The following is a 15,702-nucleotide window of genomic DNA, read 5'->3' on the forward strand; positions in this document are numbered from 1 at the left end:
AAGAAGCGGAACGCGAACGCCAAGCTGCCCGTTTAGCGGAGGAAGAAGCCCAACGCCAAGCAGAAGAAGACGCGAAATCACCGTCAGTGGAACAAGAAAAGCCGAAAAAAGAAGGCTTTTTTAGTCGTCTGAAAAAAGGTCTCTTAAAAACGCGTCAAAACCTAGGATTGGGTTTCTTCAGCTTATTTAGTGGCAAAAAAATTGATGATGATTTATTTGAGGAACTCGAAGAGCAGTTATTAATTGCAGATGTTGGGGTAGATACTACCCGTAAAATTATCAATAATTTAACTGCTCATGGCAGTCGTAAAGAGCTAAAGGACGCCGAAGCGCTCTATGGAAAGCTACGCGAAGAAATGTCTGATATTCTCGCTACCGTGGATAAACCATTAGTGATCGAAGGTAAAAAACCTTATGTTATTCTTATGGTTGGCGTCAATGGTGTCGGTAAAACGACCACAATCGGTAAATTAGCTCGCCAATATCAGTCTGAAGGTAAGTCTGTCATGCTAGCGGCAGGAGACACATTCCGTGCTGCGGCGGTAGAACAGTTACAAGTTTGGGGTGAGCGTAATAAAATTTCTGTGGTCGCTCAACATACTGGTGCGGATCCTGCGTCAGTGATCTTTGATGCCATTCAGTCAGCCCAAGCAAAAGGTGTTGATGTACTACTCGCAGATACTGCGGGACGCTTACAAAATAAAGCGCACTTAATGGAAGAGCTGAAAAAAATTGTCCGCGTAATGAGAAAGTTGGATGACACTGCGCCTCATGAAATCATGCTGACATTAGATGCAAGTACCGGACAAAATGCGGTAAGTCAGGCTAAACTTTTTAATGACGCCGTAGGTTTGACCGGAATTACACTGACAAAACTCGATGGTACTGCAAAAGGTGGCGTCATTTTCTCTATTGCTGATCAATTTGGTATTCCGATTCGTTATATCGGGATCGGTGAAGGCATTGAGGATCTACGTCCATTTAAAGCCGATGACTTTATCGAGGCTCTATTTGCCCGAGAGGAATAATTTTCGATGATTCGCTTTGAACACGTTAGTAAAGCTTATCGCGGTGGCCGCCAAGCACTTCAAGGGGTAGATTTTCATCTACAGCCTGGAGAAATGTCATTTTTAACCGGTCACTCAGGTGCAGGTAAAAGTACATTACTGAAACTGATTTGCGGTATTGAGCGCCCAAGTGCAGGTCACATATTATTTAATGGCCATGATATCAGCCGATTAAAAAATCGTGAGATCCCTTTCTTACGTAGACAGATCGGTATGATTTTTCAAGACCATCATTTGTTATATGACAGAACGGTATACGATAACGTGGCGATGCCACTGATTATTTCCGGGGCAAGCGGTGAAGATATTCGCCGTCGTGTTTCCGCCGCATTGGATAAAGTCGGGCTGTTGGATAAAGCCAGAAACTTTCCTATCCAACTGTCTGGCGGTGAACAGCAACGTGTCGGTATCGCTCGTGCAGTAGTCAATAAGCCAACCATGCTCTTAGCGGATGAACCAACGGGTAACCTTGATAACGAGTTATCAGAAGGAATTATGCGTTTATTTGAAGAGTTTAACCGTGTTGGGGTCACTGTGCTGATGGCAACTCATGATCTCGCGTTAATTGAACGTCGTCACTATCGGGTATTGACGTTAAGCGAAGGTCGGATGCTGGGAGGTCAACATGGCTAAGAATGTCCGTAAAGCGAGACCTGAACGTGCCATGCAATCAAAAAGCAAGGCATTAAAAGGTGGATGGCGCGAACAGTGGCGTTACTCTTGGCTGAATGCTTTGGCTGACATGCTAAGACAACCTCTGGCAACATTTTTAATCGTGATGGTCATTGCCATTTCATTAGCCTTGCCAAGTTTGTGTTATGTCGTTTGGAAAAACGTTTCCCAAGCGGCAACTCAATGGTATCCAACGCCACAGTTGACGGTTTATCTCGATAAGTCCCTTGATGAGCAAGGGGGACAAAATGTGGTGACTCAGTTGCAAGCGTTGGATGGTGTTGCTCATGTCAATTATTTGTCTCGTGACCAAGCCATGAGTGAGTTTCGCAGCTGGTCTGGGTTCAGTACAGCATTAGATATGCTAGAAGAAAATCCATTACCGGCAGTAGCTATCATTACGCCGAAGCTCGATTTTGAAGGTTCCAACGCATTGACGACTTTACGTGATAGAGTCAGCCAAGTGAATGGTATTGAAGAAGTTCGCATGGATGACAGTTGGTTCTCACGACTGGCGGCTTTAACACGATTAGTCGGGCAAGTGGCATCAGTGATCGGTATATTGATGATTGTTTCTCTATTCTTAGTGATAGGGAATAGCGTGCGGCTGAATATCTTTGCTCGCCGTGACACTATCAATGTGATGAAACTGATTGGGGCAACCGATGGGTTTATTATGCGGCCATTTTTAAATGGCGGGGTAGTATTAGGCGCTTTGGGGGCCATTATCTCTCTCCTCATGACGTATCTACTCGTGTGGAAAATGTCGGATTTGGTTGCTCAAGTTGCCAGCGTTTTTGGGACACAATTCCAGATTGAAGGGCTATTGTGGGAAGAGGCGTTACTGATTTTGCTGATGTCGGCAATGATTGGTTGGGTTGCTGCTTGGTTAGCGACATTACAGCATTTACGCCACTTTAGACCTGAATAATCTCACCGCATGTCATCGGTGCTATGTCAATTAGCACCGATGAAAAACCATTTTTGGCGAACTTATTTCGATAATACTTGTCTGACATTGACCTGCTGTTAACTATTCTTGTATATAATTTATTTAACGCAGTTAAGCTGATAGACTATCCATTAGCTATCTGTTTTACTGGTGCAGTTGACTAGTATCGAATTAACTCCATTTCTGTATATATTCATAGAGGATCTTAATGACCAAAGATATGCAATCATTAGCTCTTGTTCCACAAGGAAGTATTGAAGCTTACATCAGAGCCGCTAATACTTACCCAATGCTTAGTGCAGAGGAAGAAAAGGAACTTGCTGAACGGCTGCATTACGATGGTGACCTCGAGGCGGCCAAGCAACTGATTTTATCCCACTTACGCTTTGTTATTCACATTGCGCGTAGTTATGCGGGATATGGTTTACCGCAAGCGGACTTAATTCAGGAAGGTAACATCGGTCTGATGAAGGCGGTGCGCCGTTTTAACCCTGAAGTGGGTGTGCGTCTGGTTTCTTTCGCTGTGCATTGGATCAAAGCTGAAATCCATGAGTATGTTCTGCGCAACTGGCGTATCGTCAAAGTTGCCACTACAAAATCTCAGCGTAAATTATTCTTTAATTTAAGAAAAAATAAAAAGCGCTTGGGCTGGTTTAACCAAGATGAAGTGGATATGGTGGCTCAAGAGTTGGGTGTTAGCACCAAAGATGTGCTAGAGATGGAATCTCGCATGGCGGCTCAGGATATGGCATTTGATATGTCTGATGACGATGATAGTGGTGATTTCGGTGGCCCTATTGCACCTGTACTTTATTTACAGGATAAATCTTCGGACTTTGCTGGTTCCATTGAAGATGATAACTGGGAAAGCCACGCCACTGACCGTTTATCCGATGCTTTAGCTTCATTAGACGAGCGCAGTCAAGATATTATCCGTGCTCGCTGGTTAGATGATGACAGCAAAACCACGTTGCAAGAGCTGGCGGATAAATACGGCGTTTCTGCTGAGCGTGTCCGTCAACTCGAAAAAAATGCGATGAAAAAATTGCGTTTGGCAATGGAAGAGTCTGACGACGAGATGTAAGTTCTCATTTCAGCCATCTGCATTTATTGCTTGGGCCATTATCGGCTAGCAATAGATGCAGATAATCAATTAGCCTTTAGCGGGAATAAAGCTCTAAAGGTAACCCATCAGGATCGGCAAAGAAGGTAAAGCGTTTCTGAGTGTAAGGGTCCACTCTTGCCTCTTCACATCTCACTCCCTGCTGCGTCAAGTAAGCTATCCATTGATCTAAATCGTCCACTTCAAAAGCTAAATGCCTAAGCCCAGCGGCTTCGGGATAACTCACTCTTTTGGGGGGATTAGCAAAGCTAAACAACTCAATTTGATACATATCCCCAAAAGCTAAATCTGCTTTCCACGAGTCATTCTCTGGGCGGTAATGTTCCGCTAATAGGCTTAAACCAAGGATCCTACAGTAAAAATCTTTACTACGAACAAAATCCGATGAAATGATGGCAATATGATGAATTTTATTTAATTTCATACTAATAACTCGCGTTTAGCTCCCAACGGTCTGATTGGGTTACTTGGTGAAATCCACCGGCGGTAAGGAATTTTTCCATCGTGATTTTATGTTGTGGTTCTAAATTACCCAAGTTAAAAATCCACAGTGTAATTTTGGGTAACTGGTAGATAATTTCCTGTAATAAATATAAACCCACACCACGACGGCGTGTGACTTCGCGAACGCAAAAATCACTAATGACCCCTTGATGCTGATGAACAGTCACTTTGGCGGCAGCCAAGAGCCGATCATTAAAACGTGCCCCAAAAAACAATTGCCCTGATCCAAGTAACTGCGTGAGTTTCTCGCGGCTCTGGTCTATCCAGATCTTCGAGAGGTCAATGTATTGCTGCTCAGTAGGATTGACCAGAGGAATAATGGTGAGTCTCATCTTAATGTGATCCCTTTATTGGTGTGTGTTGCAGTCTATTTTATCCGCAGAGTGATCTGGAACTGATTTTTTAATTTTAGAGAGAAAAATGTCGCATGAGTGAATTTTCCGAGTTTAGCTCGGATTAAGGTAAATTTAACTGGAATATAACACTAGTATTTACAAAAAATACACTTTTTACCATTAGTTTTTTATTCTGTATCTGATGTAAATGGCTACTATATCCATTTGCTATTTAGCATAATTCTCTTGTTTAATGATATGAAATATATAGCCTTATTGGCTATGTTTTGAAATATCAGGCAATGAACCTGTCACCTATAATAACTGATTATAAATCAATCACAAACACTCATAACCACGATGGCGGGGACGCAAGAATGAAGAATATTAATAAAGCATTATTGGCCGGCTGTATCGCAATGGCATTAAGTCCAGCAGGATGGGCGAAAGAGATTAAAATCGCGGTTGTTGGTGCGATGTCCGGTCCTGTCGCTCAATATGGTGATATGGAGTTTACTGGCGCTCGCCAAGCGATCGCTGATATTAATGCGAAAGGTGGAATTAACGGAGACACATTAGTTGCTGTCGAATACGACGACGCGTGTGATCCAAAACAAGCGGTTGCGGTGGCAAACAAAGTCATTAACGACGGTATTCGCCATGTCATCGGGCATCTGTGTTCCTCTTCAACTCAGCCAGCATCCGATATTTATGAAGATGAAGGCATCATCATGATCACTCCAGCAGCGACAAATGCAGATTTAACCACCCGTGGTTATCAGTTGATCATGCGTACGACGGGCTTAGATTCTGACCAAGGGCCTACTGCGGCAAAATATATCCTCGAAAAAATTAAACCTAAACGCATTGCTGTGATTCATGACAAACAACAGTACGGTGAAGGTTTGGCTCGTTCAGTGCGTGAAAGTTTGAATAAGTCAGGCACTAAAGAAGTGATGTTTGAAGGGGTTACCGCTGGGGACAAAGATTTCTCTGCACTCGTGGCAAAACTGAAAAAAGAGAACGTCGATTTTGTTTACTTTGGGGGATATTACCCGGAAATGGGGCAAATTCTGCGTCAAGCTAAGCAATCTGGTCTAAATATTCGCTTTATGGGACCTGAAGGTGTGGGCAACTCTTCGTTATCGAATATCGCGGGTGATGCATCTGAAGGCATGTTAGTGACGCTACCAAAACGTTATGACCAACTGCCTGCCAACCAACCGATCGTCGATGCGCTCAAAAAGAAAAAAGAAGATCCTACGGGACCATTCGTCTGGACAACTTATGCTGCTATTCAAGGTTTAACCACCGCAATGCAGCGCACTGGAAGTTTAGAGCCTGAAGTGCTAGCGAAAGATTTGAAAGCGAATCCTGTGGATACCGTTATGGGGCAATTGAGCTGGCAGCCAAACGGTGATTTGAAAGGTTTTGAATTTGGTGTGTTCGAGTGGCACAAAGATGGAACCTCTACACCGATAGAGTAATTCCCTCGAGTTGAGAAATATTAAGTCGTCAAGCGATGAGCTGGGAGCCTAATAACGGGCTTCCGGCTTCTGCTCTCCATAGAGGGACAGTAGTTCGAAAGGATAATCTTATGTCAGACCAAATTCTGTATTTTATTCAGCAATTCCTCAACGGCTTAACATTAGGGAGCACCTACGCCCTGATAGCCATTGGCTATACCATGGTGTATGGCATCATCGGAATGATCAACTTTGCTCACGGCGAAGTTTACATGATTGGCAGTTACGTCTCTTTTATTGCGATTGCTGGCTTAATGATGCTGGGGATCGATGTGGGTTGGATCTTAATTGCGGCAGCGTTTATTGCGGCAATTGTGGTATCTAGCTCATATGGTTGGAGTATTGAGCGTGTTGCATATCGACCTGTTCGCCATTCTAAGCGTTTGATTGCGCTGATCTCTGCGATCGGGATGTCGATATTCTTGCAGAACTACGTCAGCCTATCCCAAGGTTCTCGTGATCTGGCTTTACCCAGTTTGATCACTGGGCAGTGGGTACTAGGTGAAAGTGACGGTTTTGAAGCCACAATATCCAAAATGCAGCTAGTTATCTGGATCGTAACATTTCTATCCATGTTGGCCTTAACGCTGTTTATCCGCTATTCCCGAATGGGTCGTGCTTGCCGTGCTTGTGCTGAAGATTTAAAAATGGCGAGTTTACTCGGGATCAATACAGATCGTGTTATTTCATTGACCTTTGTTATCGGTGCGGTAATGGCTGCGGTTGCGGGCGTTTTACTGGGTCAATTTTACGGTGTTATCAACCCTTACATTGGGTTTATGGCAGGAATGAAAGCTTTCACAGCGGCAGTGCTAGGCGGAATTGGCAGTATTCCGGGCGCAATGTTGGGCGGTTTGATCCTTGGTGTCTCTGAAGCCATGACGTCTGCTTATTTAAGTACAGAATATAAAGATGTTGTCTCATTCGGGCTATTGATTGGCGTTCTGTTAATCATGCCGACCGGTATTCTGGGCCGCCCGGAGGTCGAAAAAGTATGAGAAAAGAAAACTGGATCAGCGCCATTATTGCCTCTGTCACTTTTTTCATCTTAGCGGTATTTATGATGGGGCTGAAGTTAAGCCTTGATGGTACCAAACTAGTGGTTGAATCAGGGGACTCAGTTCGTTGGAATTGGATCTTTGCCGGTATTGGGATCATTTTTGTGTATCAATTGATCCGTCCCGCTCTGAGTAAAGTCTGGCAAGGCGTACCTAAGCAGTCTTGGGCTTTACCTGATTTTGATGGGGGTTCAGTTAGACAAAAAATTATCGGTATACTCATTATCGTTGCGGCGATCATTTGGCCATTTATAGTCTCTCGAGGCAGTGTGGATATTGCGACACTGACTTTAATCTACGTGATGCTGGGTTTGGGGCTGAACGTGGTTGTTGGGTTATCAGGCTTACTGGTTTTGGGTTATGCAGGCTTTTATGCCATCGGCGCGTATACCTTTGGTTTGCTAAACCACTATTATGATTTTGGTTTTTGGGAAAGCTTACCCATTGCAGGGATCACGGCGGCGTTAGCCGGATTCTTACTCGGTTTTCCTGTTTTGAGGCTAAGAGGTGACTATCTGGCGATAGTGACCCTCGGCTTTGGGGAAATCGTGCGTATTCTATTACTGAATAACACGGAGATTACAGGTGGCCCTAATGGGATCAGCCAGTTACCTAAACCAACATTTTTTGGATTAGAATTTAGCCGCACAGCCAAAGATGGCTGGGATACGTTTCATAATTTTTTCGGCTTAGATTATAACCCTGGTGACCGAATTATTTTCCTCTACTTTGTGGCGTTATTACTCGTCGTGCTCACTTTTATCGTGATCAATCGATTATTACGTATGCCTCTAGGGCGTGCGTGGGAAGCGCTACGCGAAGATGAAATCGCGTGCCGCTCTCTTGGTTTAAGTCCAACTCGAATTAAACTAACCGCCTTTACTATCAGTGCGGCATTTGCTGGGTTCGCAGGGGCATTATTTGCTGCACGGCAAGGATTTATTAGCCCAGAATCATTTACGTTTGCGGAATCCGCATTCGTGTTAGCGATTGTGGTGCTTGGGGGGATGGGTTCACAAACATCGGTGATATTAGCGGCGATTATTCTCGTCGTATCGCGGGAGATGATGCGAGATCTGAATGAGTACAGCATGTTATTGCTAGGTGCTCTAATGGTATTGATGATGATCTGGCGCCCACAAGGCTTATTACCGATGCAGCGTCGCCATATGAAACTGAAAAATGCGCAAGGAGGCGGAGCATCATGACAAATTTAGCGACACCTCTGTTGCAAGTCACAGGCCTAACCATGCGGTTCGGTGGTTTGTTGGCGGTAAACAATGTTGAATTAACCTTAAACCAAGGGGAAATAGTCTCCTTGATTGGCCCTAACGGTGCGGGTAAGACGACGATATTCAACTGCTTAACGGGATTTTATAAACCGACTAGCGGCACGATTATGTATCGTGACAAACATTTAGAAGGCTTATCAGGTCAAGGCATTGCTCGTCTTGGCGTCATCCGTACTTTTCAGCATGTTCGCTTATTTAAAGAGATGACGGTGATTGAAAATCTATTAGTCGCTCAGCATCAACATTTGAAAAATGGGATTTTTTCCGGGTTATTGAAAACTCCTGCTTTTCGTCGTGCCGAGGCGGAAGCGGTAGATAATGCGGTTAAATGGCTTGAACGTGTCAATTTATTAGAATTTGCTAACCGCCAAGCAGGAAATTTAGCCTATGGGCAGCAGCGCCGACTCGAAATTGCGCGCTGCATGGTCACACGACCGGAAATTCTGATGTTAGATGAGCCGGCGGCAGGATTGAATCCAAAAGAAACCAATGATTTGGATGAGCTGATTGCGGAGTTACGTACACATCATAATGTATCAATCCTCTTGATTGAACACGACATGAAGTTGGTGATGGGAATCTCTGATCGTATTTATGTGGTGAACCAAGGCACGCCATTAGCCAATGGTTCACCGAGTGAAATACGTCAGCATCCTGATGTTATCAAAGCGTATTTGGGGGAGGCTTACTAATGCTAGAATTTAAACAAGTTTCCACCCATTATGGAAAAATTCAGGCTTTGCATAATGTCAGTTTGAACATTCAGAAGGGTGAGATCGTTACTCTGATAGGCGCTAACGGCGCAGGAAAAACGACATTACTCAGTACATTATGCGGTGAGCCTCGGGCATCTTCAGGGCAAGTGTTATATCGCGGTATGGATATTACTCCGTTGCCTACGCCACAAATCATGCGCAAAGATATTGCTATCGTACCTGAAGGTCGGCGAGTTTTCTCTCGGATGACGGTAGAAGAAAACTTGGCAATGGGGGGATTCTTTGCAAATCGCCAACAATATCATGAGCGTATTGAACGTGTTTATACGCTATTTCCACGGTTACATGAACGTCGTCATCAGCGTTCTGGCACGATGTCTGGCGGTGAGCAGCAAATGCTTGCCATTGGACGTGCGCTGATGAGCCAACCTGAATTACTCTTATTGGATGAACCCTCTCTGGGTTTAGCACCGATAATTATTATGCAAATTTTCGATACTATTTTGCAGCTAAGGGAAGAGGGAATGACGATTTTCCTGGTTGAGCAAAATGCTAACCAAGCTCTGAAATTAGCCGATCGAGGCTATGTATTAGAAAATGGGCATATTGTTCTGGAAGATAGCGGTAAAGCATTACTCGCCAATGAAGCAGTACGTAGCGCTTATTTGGGTGGATAACTAAACATATTTTTAATCTAAACACCCCATAATTATTATTAATAATTATGGGGTGTTTTATTTCATGGATATTAATTATATTTTTGAGTGATTTTAAACGTAAGAAGATCTTTCTGATTTGGGTCTAAGGATAGCTGACCATTTTGATTAGTGATTAAATGGGTTTTTCTTTCAGTAAATAAAATAGTCTTATCTAAAATAATTTCTGGCTGAATTTGTTTTAAATAATATTCATTACTAGAGGTTATAATATATTTTTTATCTTCTGTTTTATCAATATTTACTTTTAATTTATTATTCTCTTTTGATTGAGGAATAATAAAGTCAAAATTTTTATTTTTCATAGTGAGTAAAATATAAGGCTCGGCGAGATGACCTTGATGAGCAATTTGGCACAATTTTTCAGCATGGGGAAGTGTGACAAATTCAGCGAAAAATTGCAGTCTATCTTCTTGAGAAAACTCGTTGCTAAACTCAGGCATATCATTACCTAAAAATGTCATGCTATAGTTTATTCTATTGAAATCTTTGATGAATTGCGATGGTAGTACACTCGAGTAGTCTTGATTTTTCGCTTCAATTCTCTGATCTGCTGCATTCGGAACATAGCTATCTAACGACTCATTCCAACAGTAAGTTATCTGTTCACCAGCAGATATCATGTGGGCATTTTCAGGGATGGAGAAAGTCTGTTTTAAGAATGTATTCGCGCTATTTTGTGTTACAGACTGTGCGGTATTATTTTTATCATTTTTGAATAATTGGCAGAATTTATTAAAAAACGAATCATTAGTTTGATTTATTTTTTTTATCTCTACATTTTTAGCATTGTTTTCTAAATGGGGTTTAACATGGAGTTGGCTGGTTGTTACTTGATTTATTTTGAACATAATTGGCTCGTAGTTTATTAGTTAATCATATATTGATTTTATTTTAAACGAGTCAACATGCTAAATATTGCAAAAAAGAATGATAATCAATGTTCTTATATGCATTGTGTATAGTGCTATTATTAATTATATCAAAGTAAAACTTTACGGCTATTAATCTGCAATGGCATGTATTGCCGCTCACTATCAAACTCAGATTACCCATACTAAATGTGAAGCTTCTCTCATTTTTGCTATTTGCTTGTTTCTTCATCGAAATTCAAATGTATATACAAGTTTTTGTGTAGAAACAGCTATCTAGTTATTGTTGTCTAACTTTTCTTCCTATCCCATCTTCACTGTTGGTACAAAAATTCAAATTTAAATGTATATACTTTGTGAAGCAAATGTATATATATTTAATCATCGAACAAGTAGATTTAACAGAAAAATCATCATGCGGCAGGTTCATTTAAATTTAACTTAATGATAAATATATCAAATTTAAAAGTTTACTTAGCAATGAATTAGCCGCAAGCAGCACACTTAACGATGACCTTACTGAATTTATTGTTAATTTTAAGTTAAACCAAATGGATGGATAGGGGACTGAATAATGTTAAACCGTACAGATTCAACGCGTGTGATCCGAGCGGCTCACGGTAGCCAAAAAACCTGTAAAAGCTGGCTAACAGAAGCGGTGTACCGCATGCTCCAAAATAACTTGGATCCTGATGTTGCTGAGCATCCACAAAGTCTCGTTGTGTACGGTGGCATTGGTCGCGCAGCTCGTGACTGGGAATGCTACGACAAAATTTTGGAAGTATTAAAAAACCTCGAAGATGACCAAACTTTGCTGGTTCAATCGGGCAAGCCAGTGGGTGTTTTCCCAACTCACGCAGATGCGCCGCGAGTTTTAATTGCTAACTCGAATATCGTTCCACATTGGGCTAACTGGGATCATTTTAATGAATTAGATCGCAAAGGTTTGATGATGTACGGACAAATGACCGCAGGATCATGGATCTACATCGGTTCTCAAGGCATTGTTCAGGGCACTTATGAAACCTTTATTTCTCTAGCAAAACAACACTTTAATGGTAACTCGGCGGGTCGTTGGATCTTAACGGGAGGCTTGGGAGGAATGGGCGGTGCACAGCCTCTGGCAGCAACCATGGCTGGTTTTAGCATGATTGCGGTTGAGTGTGATGAAAGCCGCATCGATTTCCGTTTAAGAACCCGCTATGTAGACAAAAAAGCCACCTCATTAGATGAAGCGTTGGGCTATATCGAAGAAGCGAAAGCTAGCGGTAAGCCAGTTTCCGTGGGCTTGTTAGGCAATGCTGCGGATGTGTATAGCGAGATGGTGAAGCGCAATATCACACCTGATTCAGTCACTGACCAAACCAGTGCTCATGACCCTATTCATGGCTATTTACCGCAAGGATGGACATTAGAACAATGGCGTGAAAAGCAACAAAGCGCCCCTGCTGAAGTGACTAAAGCCGCGAAGAAAAGCATGGCAGTGCAGGTAGATGCCATGCTGCAAATGCAAAAACGCGGCTCAGCGGCATTTGACTACGGCAATAATATTCGTCAAATGGCAAAAGATGAAGGCGTAACGAATGCATTTGATTTCCCAGGCTTTGTTCCTGCTTACATTCGCCCTCTGTTCTGTGAAGGTATTGGACCATTCCGCTGGGTAGCTCTTTCTGGCGACCCTGAAGACATCTATAAAACTGACCAAAAGGTGAAGGAGCTGCTCCCTGACGATAAGCATCTGCACAATTGGTTAGATATGGCGCGTGAGCGCATTGCATTCCAAGGTTTACCTGCGCGTATTTGCTGGGTCGGTCTTAAAGACAGAGAAAGACTCGGTCGTGCCTTTAACCAAATGGTCAAAAATGGCGAACTGAAAGGCCCTGTTGTCATCGGTCGTGACCACTTAGATTCAGGCTCAGTAGCGAGTCCACACCGTGAAACGGAAGCGATGAAAGATGGGTCTGATGCTGTATCTGATTGGCCATTACTGAATGCTCTGTTGAATACTGCTGGCGGCGCAACATGGGTCAGCTTACACCACGGCGGTGGGGTAGGAATGGGCTTCTCGCAACATGCGGGTGTGGTGATTGTATGTGATGGGACGGATGCCGCAGATAAACGTTTGGCTCGTGTTCTGCACAATGACCCAGCGACGGGGGTTATGCGCCATGCGGATGCGGGTTATGACATTGCCATTAACTGTGCGAAGCAGCAAGGGCTCAACTTGCCGATGGTGAAGTAATCTCGAATGCCGACTCGATGGGGTCGGCAACGTTTAGCCTTAAATAAGGAATTCAGTATGAATGCTGCATCCACTCAAAAAAGACAAGGGCCACTGGCGGGGATCAAAGTCATTGATTTAAGCCGTGTTCTAGCGGGACCGTATTGCACCGGCATGATGGCGGATCTTGGTGCGGAAGTGATCAAGATTGAAGTGCCTGATCATGGTGATGATAGCCGTCATTTGGGACCGTTTATTGATGGGGAAAGTGTCTATTACGGTTTGATCAACCGAGGAAAACGCAGCATTGAACTGGATCTGAAATCAGATAGCGACCGCGAGATCCTCTTTCAATTGATCAACGAGAGCGATGTGGTGGTCGAAAATTTTCGTCCCGGTGTAACCCAACGTCTTGGGATCGACTTTGACAGTCTGAAACAGCATAACCCACAGATTATTTATGCCAGTATTTCGGGTTTTGGACAAAATAGCCCTTTAGCTAGCTATCCCGCGTATGACATTGTCGCGCAAGCCATGTCAGGGTTAATGAGTGTGACGGGATTCCCTGAAACGGGTCCAACTCGCAGCGGCGAGTCTATCGGTGATGTATGTGCTGGCGTATTTGCTGCATGGGCGATTAGCAGTGCGTTATTTGCCAGAGAGCGCCATGGTGAAAGTGCTCAATATATCGATGTGGCGATGGTGGACGTGTTGCTTAGTATGCAACTGACGGGACTCTCTAATTTATTTGCCAACAATAAAGCACCGAGCTTAGTGGGAAATCGCCATCCGGTATCCACTCCGTTTGATACTTACCAAGCGAAAGATGGCTTGGTGGTCATTGCGATTGCCAGTGAAAAATTATTCCAGCGTCTTTGCGAATGCATGGAAAAACCGACGTTATCCCAAGACCATCGTTATCGGGATGATCCAACCCGTACTATCAACCAAGCAGCTTTACGCCAAGAAATTGAATGTTGGACAGAGCAAAAAAGTGTCGAGGAAGTGTGTGACTTACTGCTTAACGCTGGGGTTCCTGCTTCGCCCATCCACAATTTACAGCAAGCGACCGAAAGCGAGCATGCGCAAGTCCGCCAAGTACTTACTCATCTCCATGATGGCGGTACTCCATTGATTTCTCAGCCTGTTTTCTTTAATGGGACAAAACCCCATGTGACCCAAAGAGCGCCACAGCTTGGGGAAGGAAATGCGGAATATAAACCGACGACAATAACGACGAAAAGCGCGGAGACTATCCAATGAGTTTTAATATTAACGAAACAGAACACGCCATTGTTGATGCGGTAGAAAAAGTATGCCGCGACATCTTACAACCGAATGCTCAACGTTATGATGAAGAAGAAACTTTCTGTGCAGAAAGCTTAACTGCACTGGGTGAAATAGGCTGTTGGGGAATTAACTTACCAGAACAATACGGTGGGTTTGGTATCGGCAGTATCGCCATGAGTATGATTGTTGAAGCCGTTGCCGCGGCATGTGCCTCGACATCATCCTCATTAACCGCTCATTTTTTAGCGACCGATTCTATCCTAATTGGTGGAACGGAAGAGCAAAAGAATTATTGGCTACCGAAAGCCGCCAGTGGGGAATTATTAGGGGCATTCGGCTTAACGGAACCCGCAGCAGGCTCTAACCCTGCGGATATGCGAACTGTTGCGACTCGTGAAAATGGTGGCTGGCGTATTCGGGGGAATAAACACTATATTACTAATGCCAAAGAAGCTGATTTTATTGTGTTATACGCCAAAACGGATGTTGAGGCTGGAGCTCGTGGGATCAGTGCATTTATGATCCCAAAAGGCACTGAGGGCGTGGCATTCTCCCATCCAGAAAAAACCATGGGGCTTCGTGGCAGTACCATTTATGAGTTAGCGCTGAATTGTTGGTTACCTGAATCTGCACTATTGGGAGAGGAAAATAAAGGTTTTCATACCGCAATGGAAGTATTGGATAAAGGACGTGTCGAAGTTGCAGCGACCTCACTAGGTATTGCTCGTGCAGCGATGGAAAGTGCATTAGGCTGGGTCAAAGAGCGTCAAATTGGTAAAAAACCACTGGCGGCTTATCAAGGTACACAGTGGAAACTTGCCGATATGCATACTCAGCTGGAAGCGGCACGTTTACTGACATGGAATGCGGCAGAGTTACGAGATTCTGGTGAGCGTTTTAGCTTGCAATCCGCCACTGCAAAATTGTTTGCTGCTGAGTGCGCCGGTTTTGTCACCGATGCGGCATTACAGTTGCACGGCGGTTATGGCTATATTCGTGATTTACCCCTCGAGCGCTATGTTAGAGATGCCCGCATTTTACGTATTTTTGAAGGCACCTCCGAGATTCAAAAAATCATTATTTCTCGCGCAGTATTAGATGCGTAAAGATTTGCATGCGTTAGACCCAGTAGATAGGACAGGTATCTGCTGGGAGTTTCAAAATCATCAATAGGACGCAGTCCCTGACAACAGGATCATGGAATAAAAACACAACAACAATCAGGTTTTAAGAATGTATTTCAATTATTAATGACGGATAGATATAAAAATAAATTATCCGCGTAGCGCCGAATGGCTGTCTCTTGCAACACAGTGTATTCATTCGTGACGACTAATTGTCTCATTCTTTAGGCCAGC

General features: G+C 43.6%; 15 protein-coding genes. 12 read left to right on the forward strand and 3 right to left on the reverse strand.

Annotation, left to right across the window (positions count from 1 at the left end):
* The 4 genes from ftsY to rpoH form a co-directional block, all read left to right on the forward strand.
* Positions 1 to 1,028 (forward strand): signal recognition particle-docking protein FtsY (gene ftsY / locus PR761_RS11630; RefSeq protein WP_272519359.1); only part of this gene is annotated, 1,028 nt, incomplete at its 5' end.
* Positions 1,029 to 1,034: 6 nt separating this feature from the next.
* On the forward strand, positions 1,035 to 1,700 hold the full coding sequence (gene ftsE / locus PR761_RS11635) for a cell division ATP-binding protein FtsE (protein WP_006814295.1): 666 nt from the start codon (positions 1,035 to 1,037) through the stop codon (positions 1,698 to 1,700).
* The gene (gene ftsX / locus PR761_RS11640; protein WP_115164704.1) at positions 1,693 to 2,670 is read left to right on the forward strand and encodes a permease-like cell division protein FtsX; all 978 of its coding nucleotides are present in this window, start codon (positions 1,693 to 1,695) and stop codon (positions 2,668 to 2,670) included. The genes ftsE and ftsX overlap by 8 nt, the downstream gene beginning before the upstream one ends.
* 229 nt (positions 2,671 to 2,899) lie before the next feature.
* A complete protein-coding gene (rpoH, locus tag PR761_RS11645; protein WP_006814293.1) occupies positions 2,900 to 3,775 on the forward strand; it encodes an RNA polymerase sigma factor RpoH in 876 nt (291 codons plus the stop codon).
* 76 nt (positions 3,776 to 3,851) lie between these two features.
* Here rpoH and gloA2 read toward each other — a convergent pair whose 3' ends face one another.
* Positions 3,852 to 4,238 (reverse strand): SMU1112c/YaeR family gloxylase I-like metalloprotein, encoded by a 387-nt coding sequence (gene gloA2 / locus PR761_RS11650; RefSeq protein ID WP_006814292.1) that lies wholly within the window; start codon positions 4,236 to 4,238, stop codon positions 3,852 to 3,854.
* A gap of 1 nt (position 4,239) precedes the next feature.
* Positions 4,240 to 4,650, reverse strand: coding sequence for an aspartate 1-decarboxylase autocleavage activator PanM (panM, locus tag PR761_RS11655; protein ID WP_006814291.1), 411 nt, complete (start codon positions 4,648 to 4,650; stop codon positions 4,240 to 4,242).
* 380 nt (positions 4,651 to 5,030) lie between these two features.
* Between panM and PR761_RS11660 the strand changes: the two genes are divergently transcribed.
* The 5 genes from PR761_RS11660 (at position 5,031) to livF (ending at position 9,922) form a co-directional block, all read left to right on the forward strand.
* Positions 5,031 to 6,140, forward strand: coding sequence for a branched-chain amino acid ABC transporter substrate-binding protein (locus PR761_RS11660; RefSeq protein WP_039854774.1), 1,110 nt, complete (start codon positions 5,031 to 5,033; stop codon positions 6,138 to 6,140).
* Between the two features lie 110 nt (positions 6,141 to 6,250).
* A complete protein-coding gene (gene livH / locus PR761_RS11665) occupies positions 6,251 to 7,177 on the forward strand; it encodes a high-affinity branched-chain amino acid ABC transporter permease LivH (protein ID WP_039854771.1) in 927 nt (308 codons plus the stop codon).
* Complete coding sequence (locus PR761_RS11670) at positions 7,174 to 8,445, forward strand: high-affinity branched-chain amino acid ABC transporter permease LivM (RefSeq protein ID WP_006814288.1); 1,272 nt, start codon at positions 7,174 to 7,176, stop codon at positions 8,443 to 8,445. The genes livH and PR761_RS11670 overlap by 4 nt, the downstream gene beginning before the upstream one ends.
* Complete coding sequence (gene livG / locus PR761_RS11675; RefSeq protein WP_006814287.1) at positions 8,442 to 9,221, forward strand: high-affinity branched-chain amino acid ABC transporter ATP-binding protein LivG; 780 nt, start codon at positions 8,442 to 8,444, stop codon at positions 9,219 to 9,221. The genes PR761_RS11670 and livG overlap by 4 nt, the downstream gene beginning before the upstream one ends.
* Positions 9,221 to 9,922, forward strand: coding sequence for a high-affinity branched-chain amino acid ABC transporter ATP-binding protein LivF (gene livF, locus PR761_RS11680; protein ID WP_006814286.1), 702 nt, complete (start codon positions 9,221 to 9,223; stop codon positions 9,920 to 9,922). The genes livG and livF overlap by 1 nt, the downstream gene beginning before the upstream one ends.
* A 71-nt stretch (positions 9,923 to 9,993) precedes the next feature.
* On the opposite strand, the gene PR761_RS11685 is transcribed toward livF, so the two are convergent.
* On the reverse strand, positions 9,994 to 10,812 hold the full coding sequence (locus PR761_RS11685; protein ID WP_006814285.1) for a hypothetical protein: 819 nt from the start codon (positions 10,810 to 10,812) through the stop codon (positions 9,994 to 9,996).
* A 595-nt stretch (positions 10,813 to 11,407) separates the two neighbouring features.
* Here PR761_RS11685 and hutU point away from each other — a divergent pair.
* The 3 genes from hutU to PR761_RS11700 are packed head-to-tail and all read left to right on the forward strand — an operon-like array spanning position 11,408 to position 15,450.
* Positions 11,408 to 13,075: a urocanate hydratase gene (gene hutU / locus PR761_RS11690; protein WP_039854769.1), complete on the forward strand. Its 1,668-nt coding sequence runs from the start codon at positions 11,408 to 11,410 to the stop codon at positions 13,073 to 13,075.
* Between the two features lie 57 nt (positions 13,076 to 13,132).
* On the forward strand, positions 13,133 to 14,317 hold the full coding sequence (locus tag PR761_RS11695) for a CaiB/BaiF CoA transferase family protein (RefSeq protein WP_039854768.1): 1,185 nt from the start codon (positions 13,133 to 13,135) through the stop codon (positions 14,315 to 14,317).
* Positions 14,314 to 15,450 carry an acyl-CoA dehydrogenase family protein gene (locus PR761_RS11700; RefSeq protein ID WP_006814281.1) on the forward strand — a complete coding sequence of 379 codons (1,137 nt, stop codon included), beginning with the start codon at positions 14,314 to 14,316 and terminating at the stop codon, positions 15,448 to 15,450. Before PR761_RS11695 ends, PR761_RS11700 begins: the two co-directional genes overlap by 4 nt.
* The last annotated feature ends 252 nt before the right edge of the window (positions 15,451 to 15,702 follow it).

It is taken from the genome of Providencia sp. PROV210 (assembly GCF_028479445.1).
GTDB lineage: Bacteria > Pseudomonadota > Gammaproteobacteria > Enterobacterales > Enterobacteriaceae > Providencia > Providencia rustigianii.

What these genes read in the sequence shown, in the direction of transcription:
- ftsE (WP_006814295.1), top strand. Translation starts at nt 1,035, where the DNA reads ATGATTCGCTTTGAACACGTTAGTAAAGCTTATCGCGGTGGCCGCCAA.
- ftsX (WP_115164704.1), top strand. Translation starts at nt 1,693, where the DNA reads ATGGCTAAGAATGTCCGTAAAGCGAGACCTGAACGTGCCATGCAATCA.
- rpoH (WP_006814293.1), top strand. Translation starts at nt 2,900, where the DNA reads ATGACCAAAGATATGCAATCATTAGCTCTTGTTCCACAAGGAAGTATT.
- gloA2 (WP_006814292.1), bottom strand. Translation starts at nt 4,238, where the DNA reads ATGAAATTAAATAAAATTCATCATATTGCCATCATTTCATCGGATTTT.
- panM (WP_006814291.1), bottom strand. Translation starts at nt 4,650, where the DNA reads ATGAGACTCACCATTATTCCTCTGGTCAATCCTACTGAGCAGCAATAC.
- PR761_RS11660 (WP_039854774.1), top strand. Translation starts at nt 5,031, where the DNA reads ATGAAGAATATTAATAAAGCATTATTGGCCGGCTGTATCGCAATGGCA.
- livH (WP_039854771.1), top strand. Translation starts at nt 6,251, where the DNA reads ATGTCAGACCAAATTCTGTATTTTATTCAGCAATTCCTCAACGGCTTA.
- PR761_RS11670 (WP_006814288.1), top strand. Translation starts at nt 7,174, where the DNA reads ATGAGAAAAGAAAACTGGATCAGCGCCATTATTGCCTCTGTCACTTTT.
- livG (WP_006814287.1), top strand. Translation starts at nt 8,442, where the DNA reads ATGACAAATTTAGCGACACCTCTGTTGCAAGTCACAGGCCTAACCATG.
- livF (WP_006814286.1), top strand. Translation starts at nt 9,221, where the DNA reads ATGCTAGAATTTAAACAAGTTTCCACCCATTATGGAAAAATTCAGGCT.
- PR761_RS11685 (WP_006814285.1), bottom strand. Translation starts at nt 10,812, where the DNA reads ATGTTCAAAATAAATCAAGTAACAACCAGCCAACTCCATGTTAAACCC.
- hutU (WP_039854769.1), top strand. Translation starts at nt 11,408, where the DNA reads ATGTTAAACCGTACAGATTCAACGCGTGTGATCCGAGCGGCTCACGGT.
- PR761_RS11695 (WP_039854768.1), top strand. Translation starts at nt 13,133, where the DNA reads ATGAATGCTGCATCCACTCAAAAAAGACAAGGGCCACTGGCGGGGATC.
- PR761_RS11700 (WP_006814281.1), top strand. Translation starts at nt 14,314, where the DNA reads ATGAGTTTTAATATTAACGAAACAGAACACGCCATTGTTGATGCGGTA.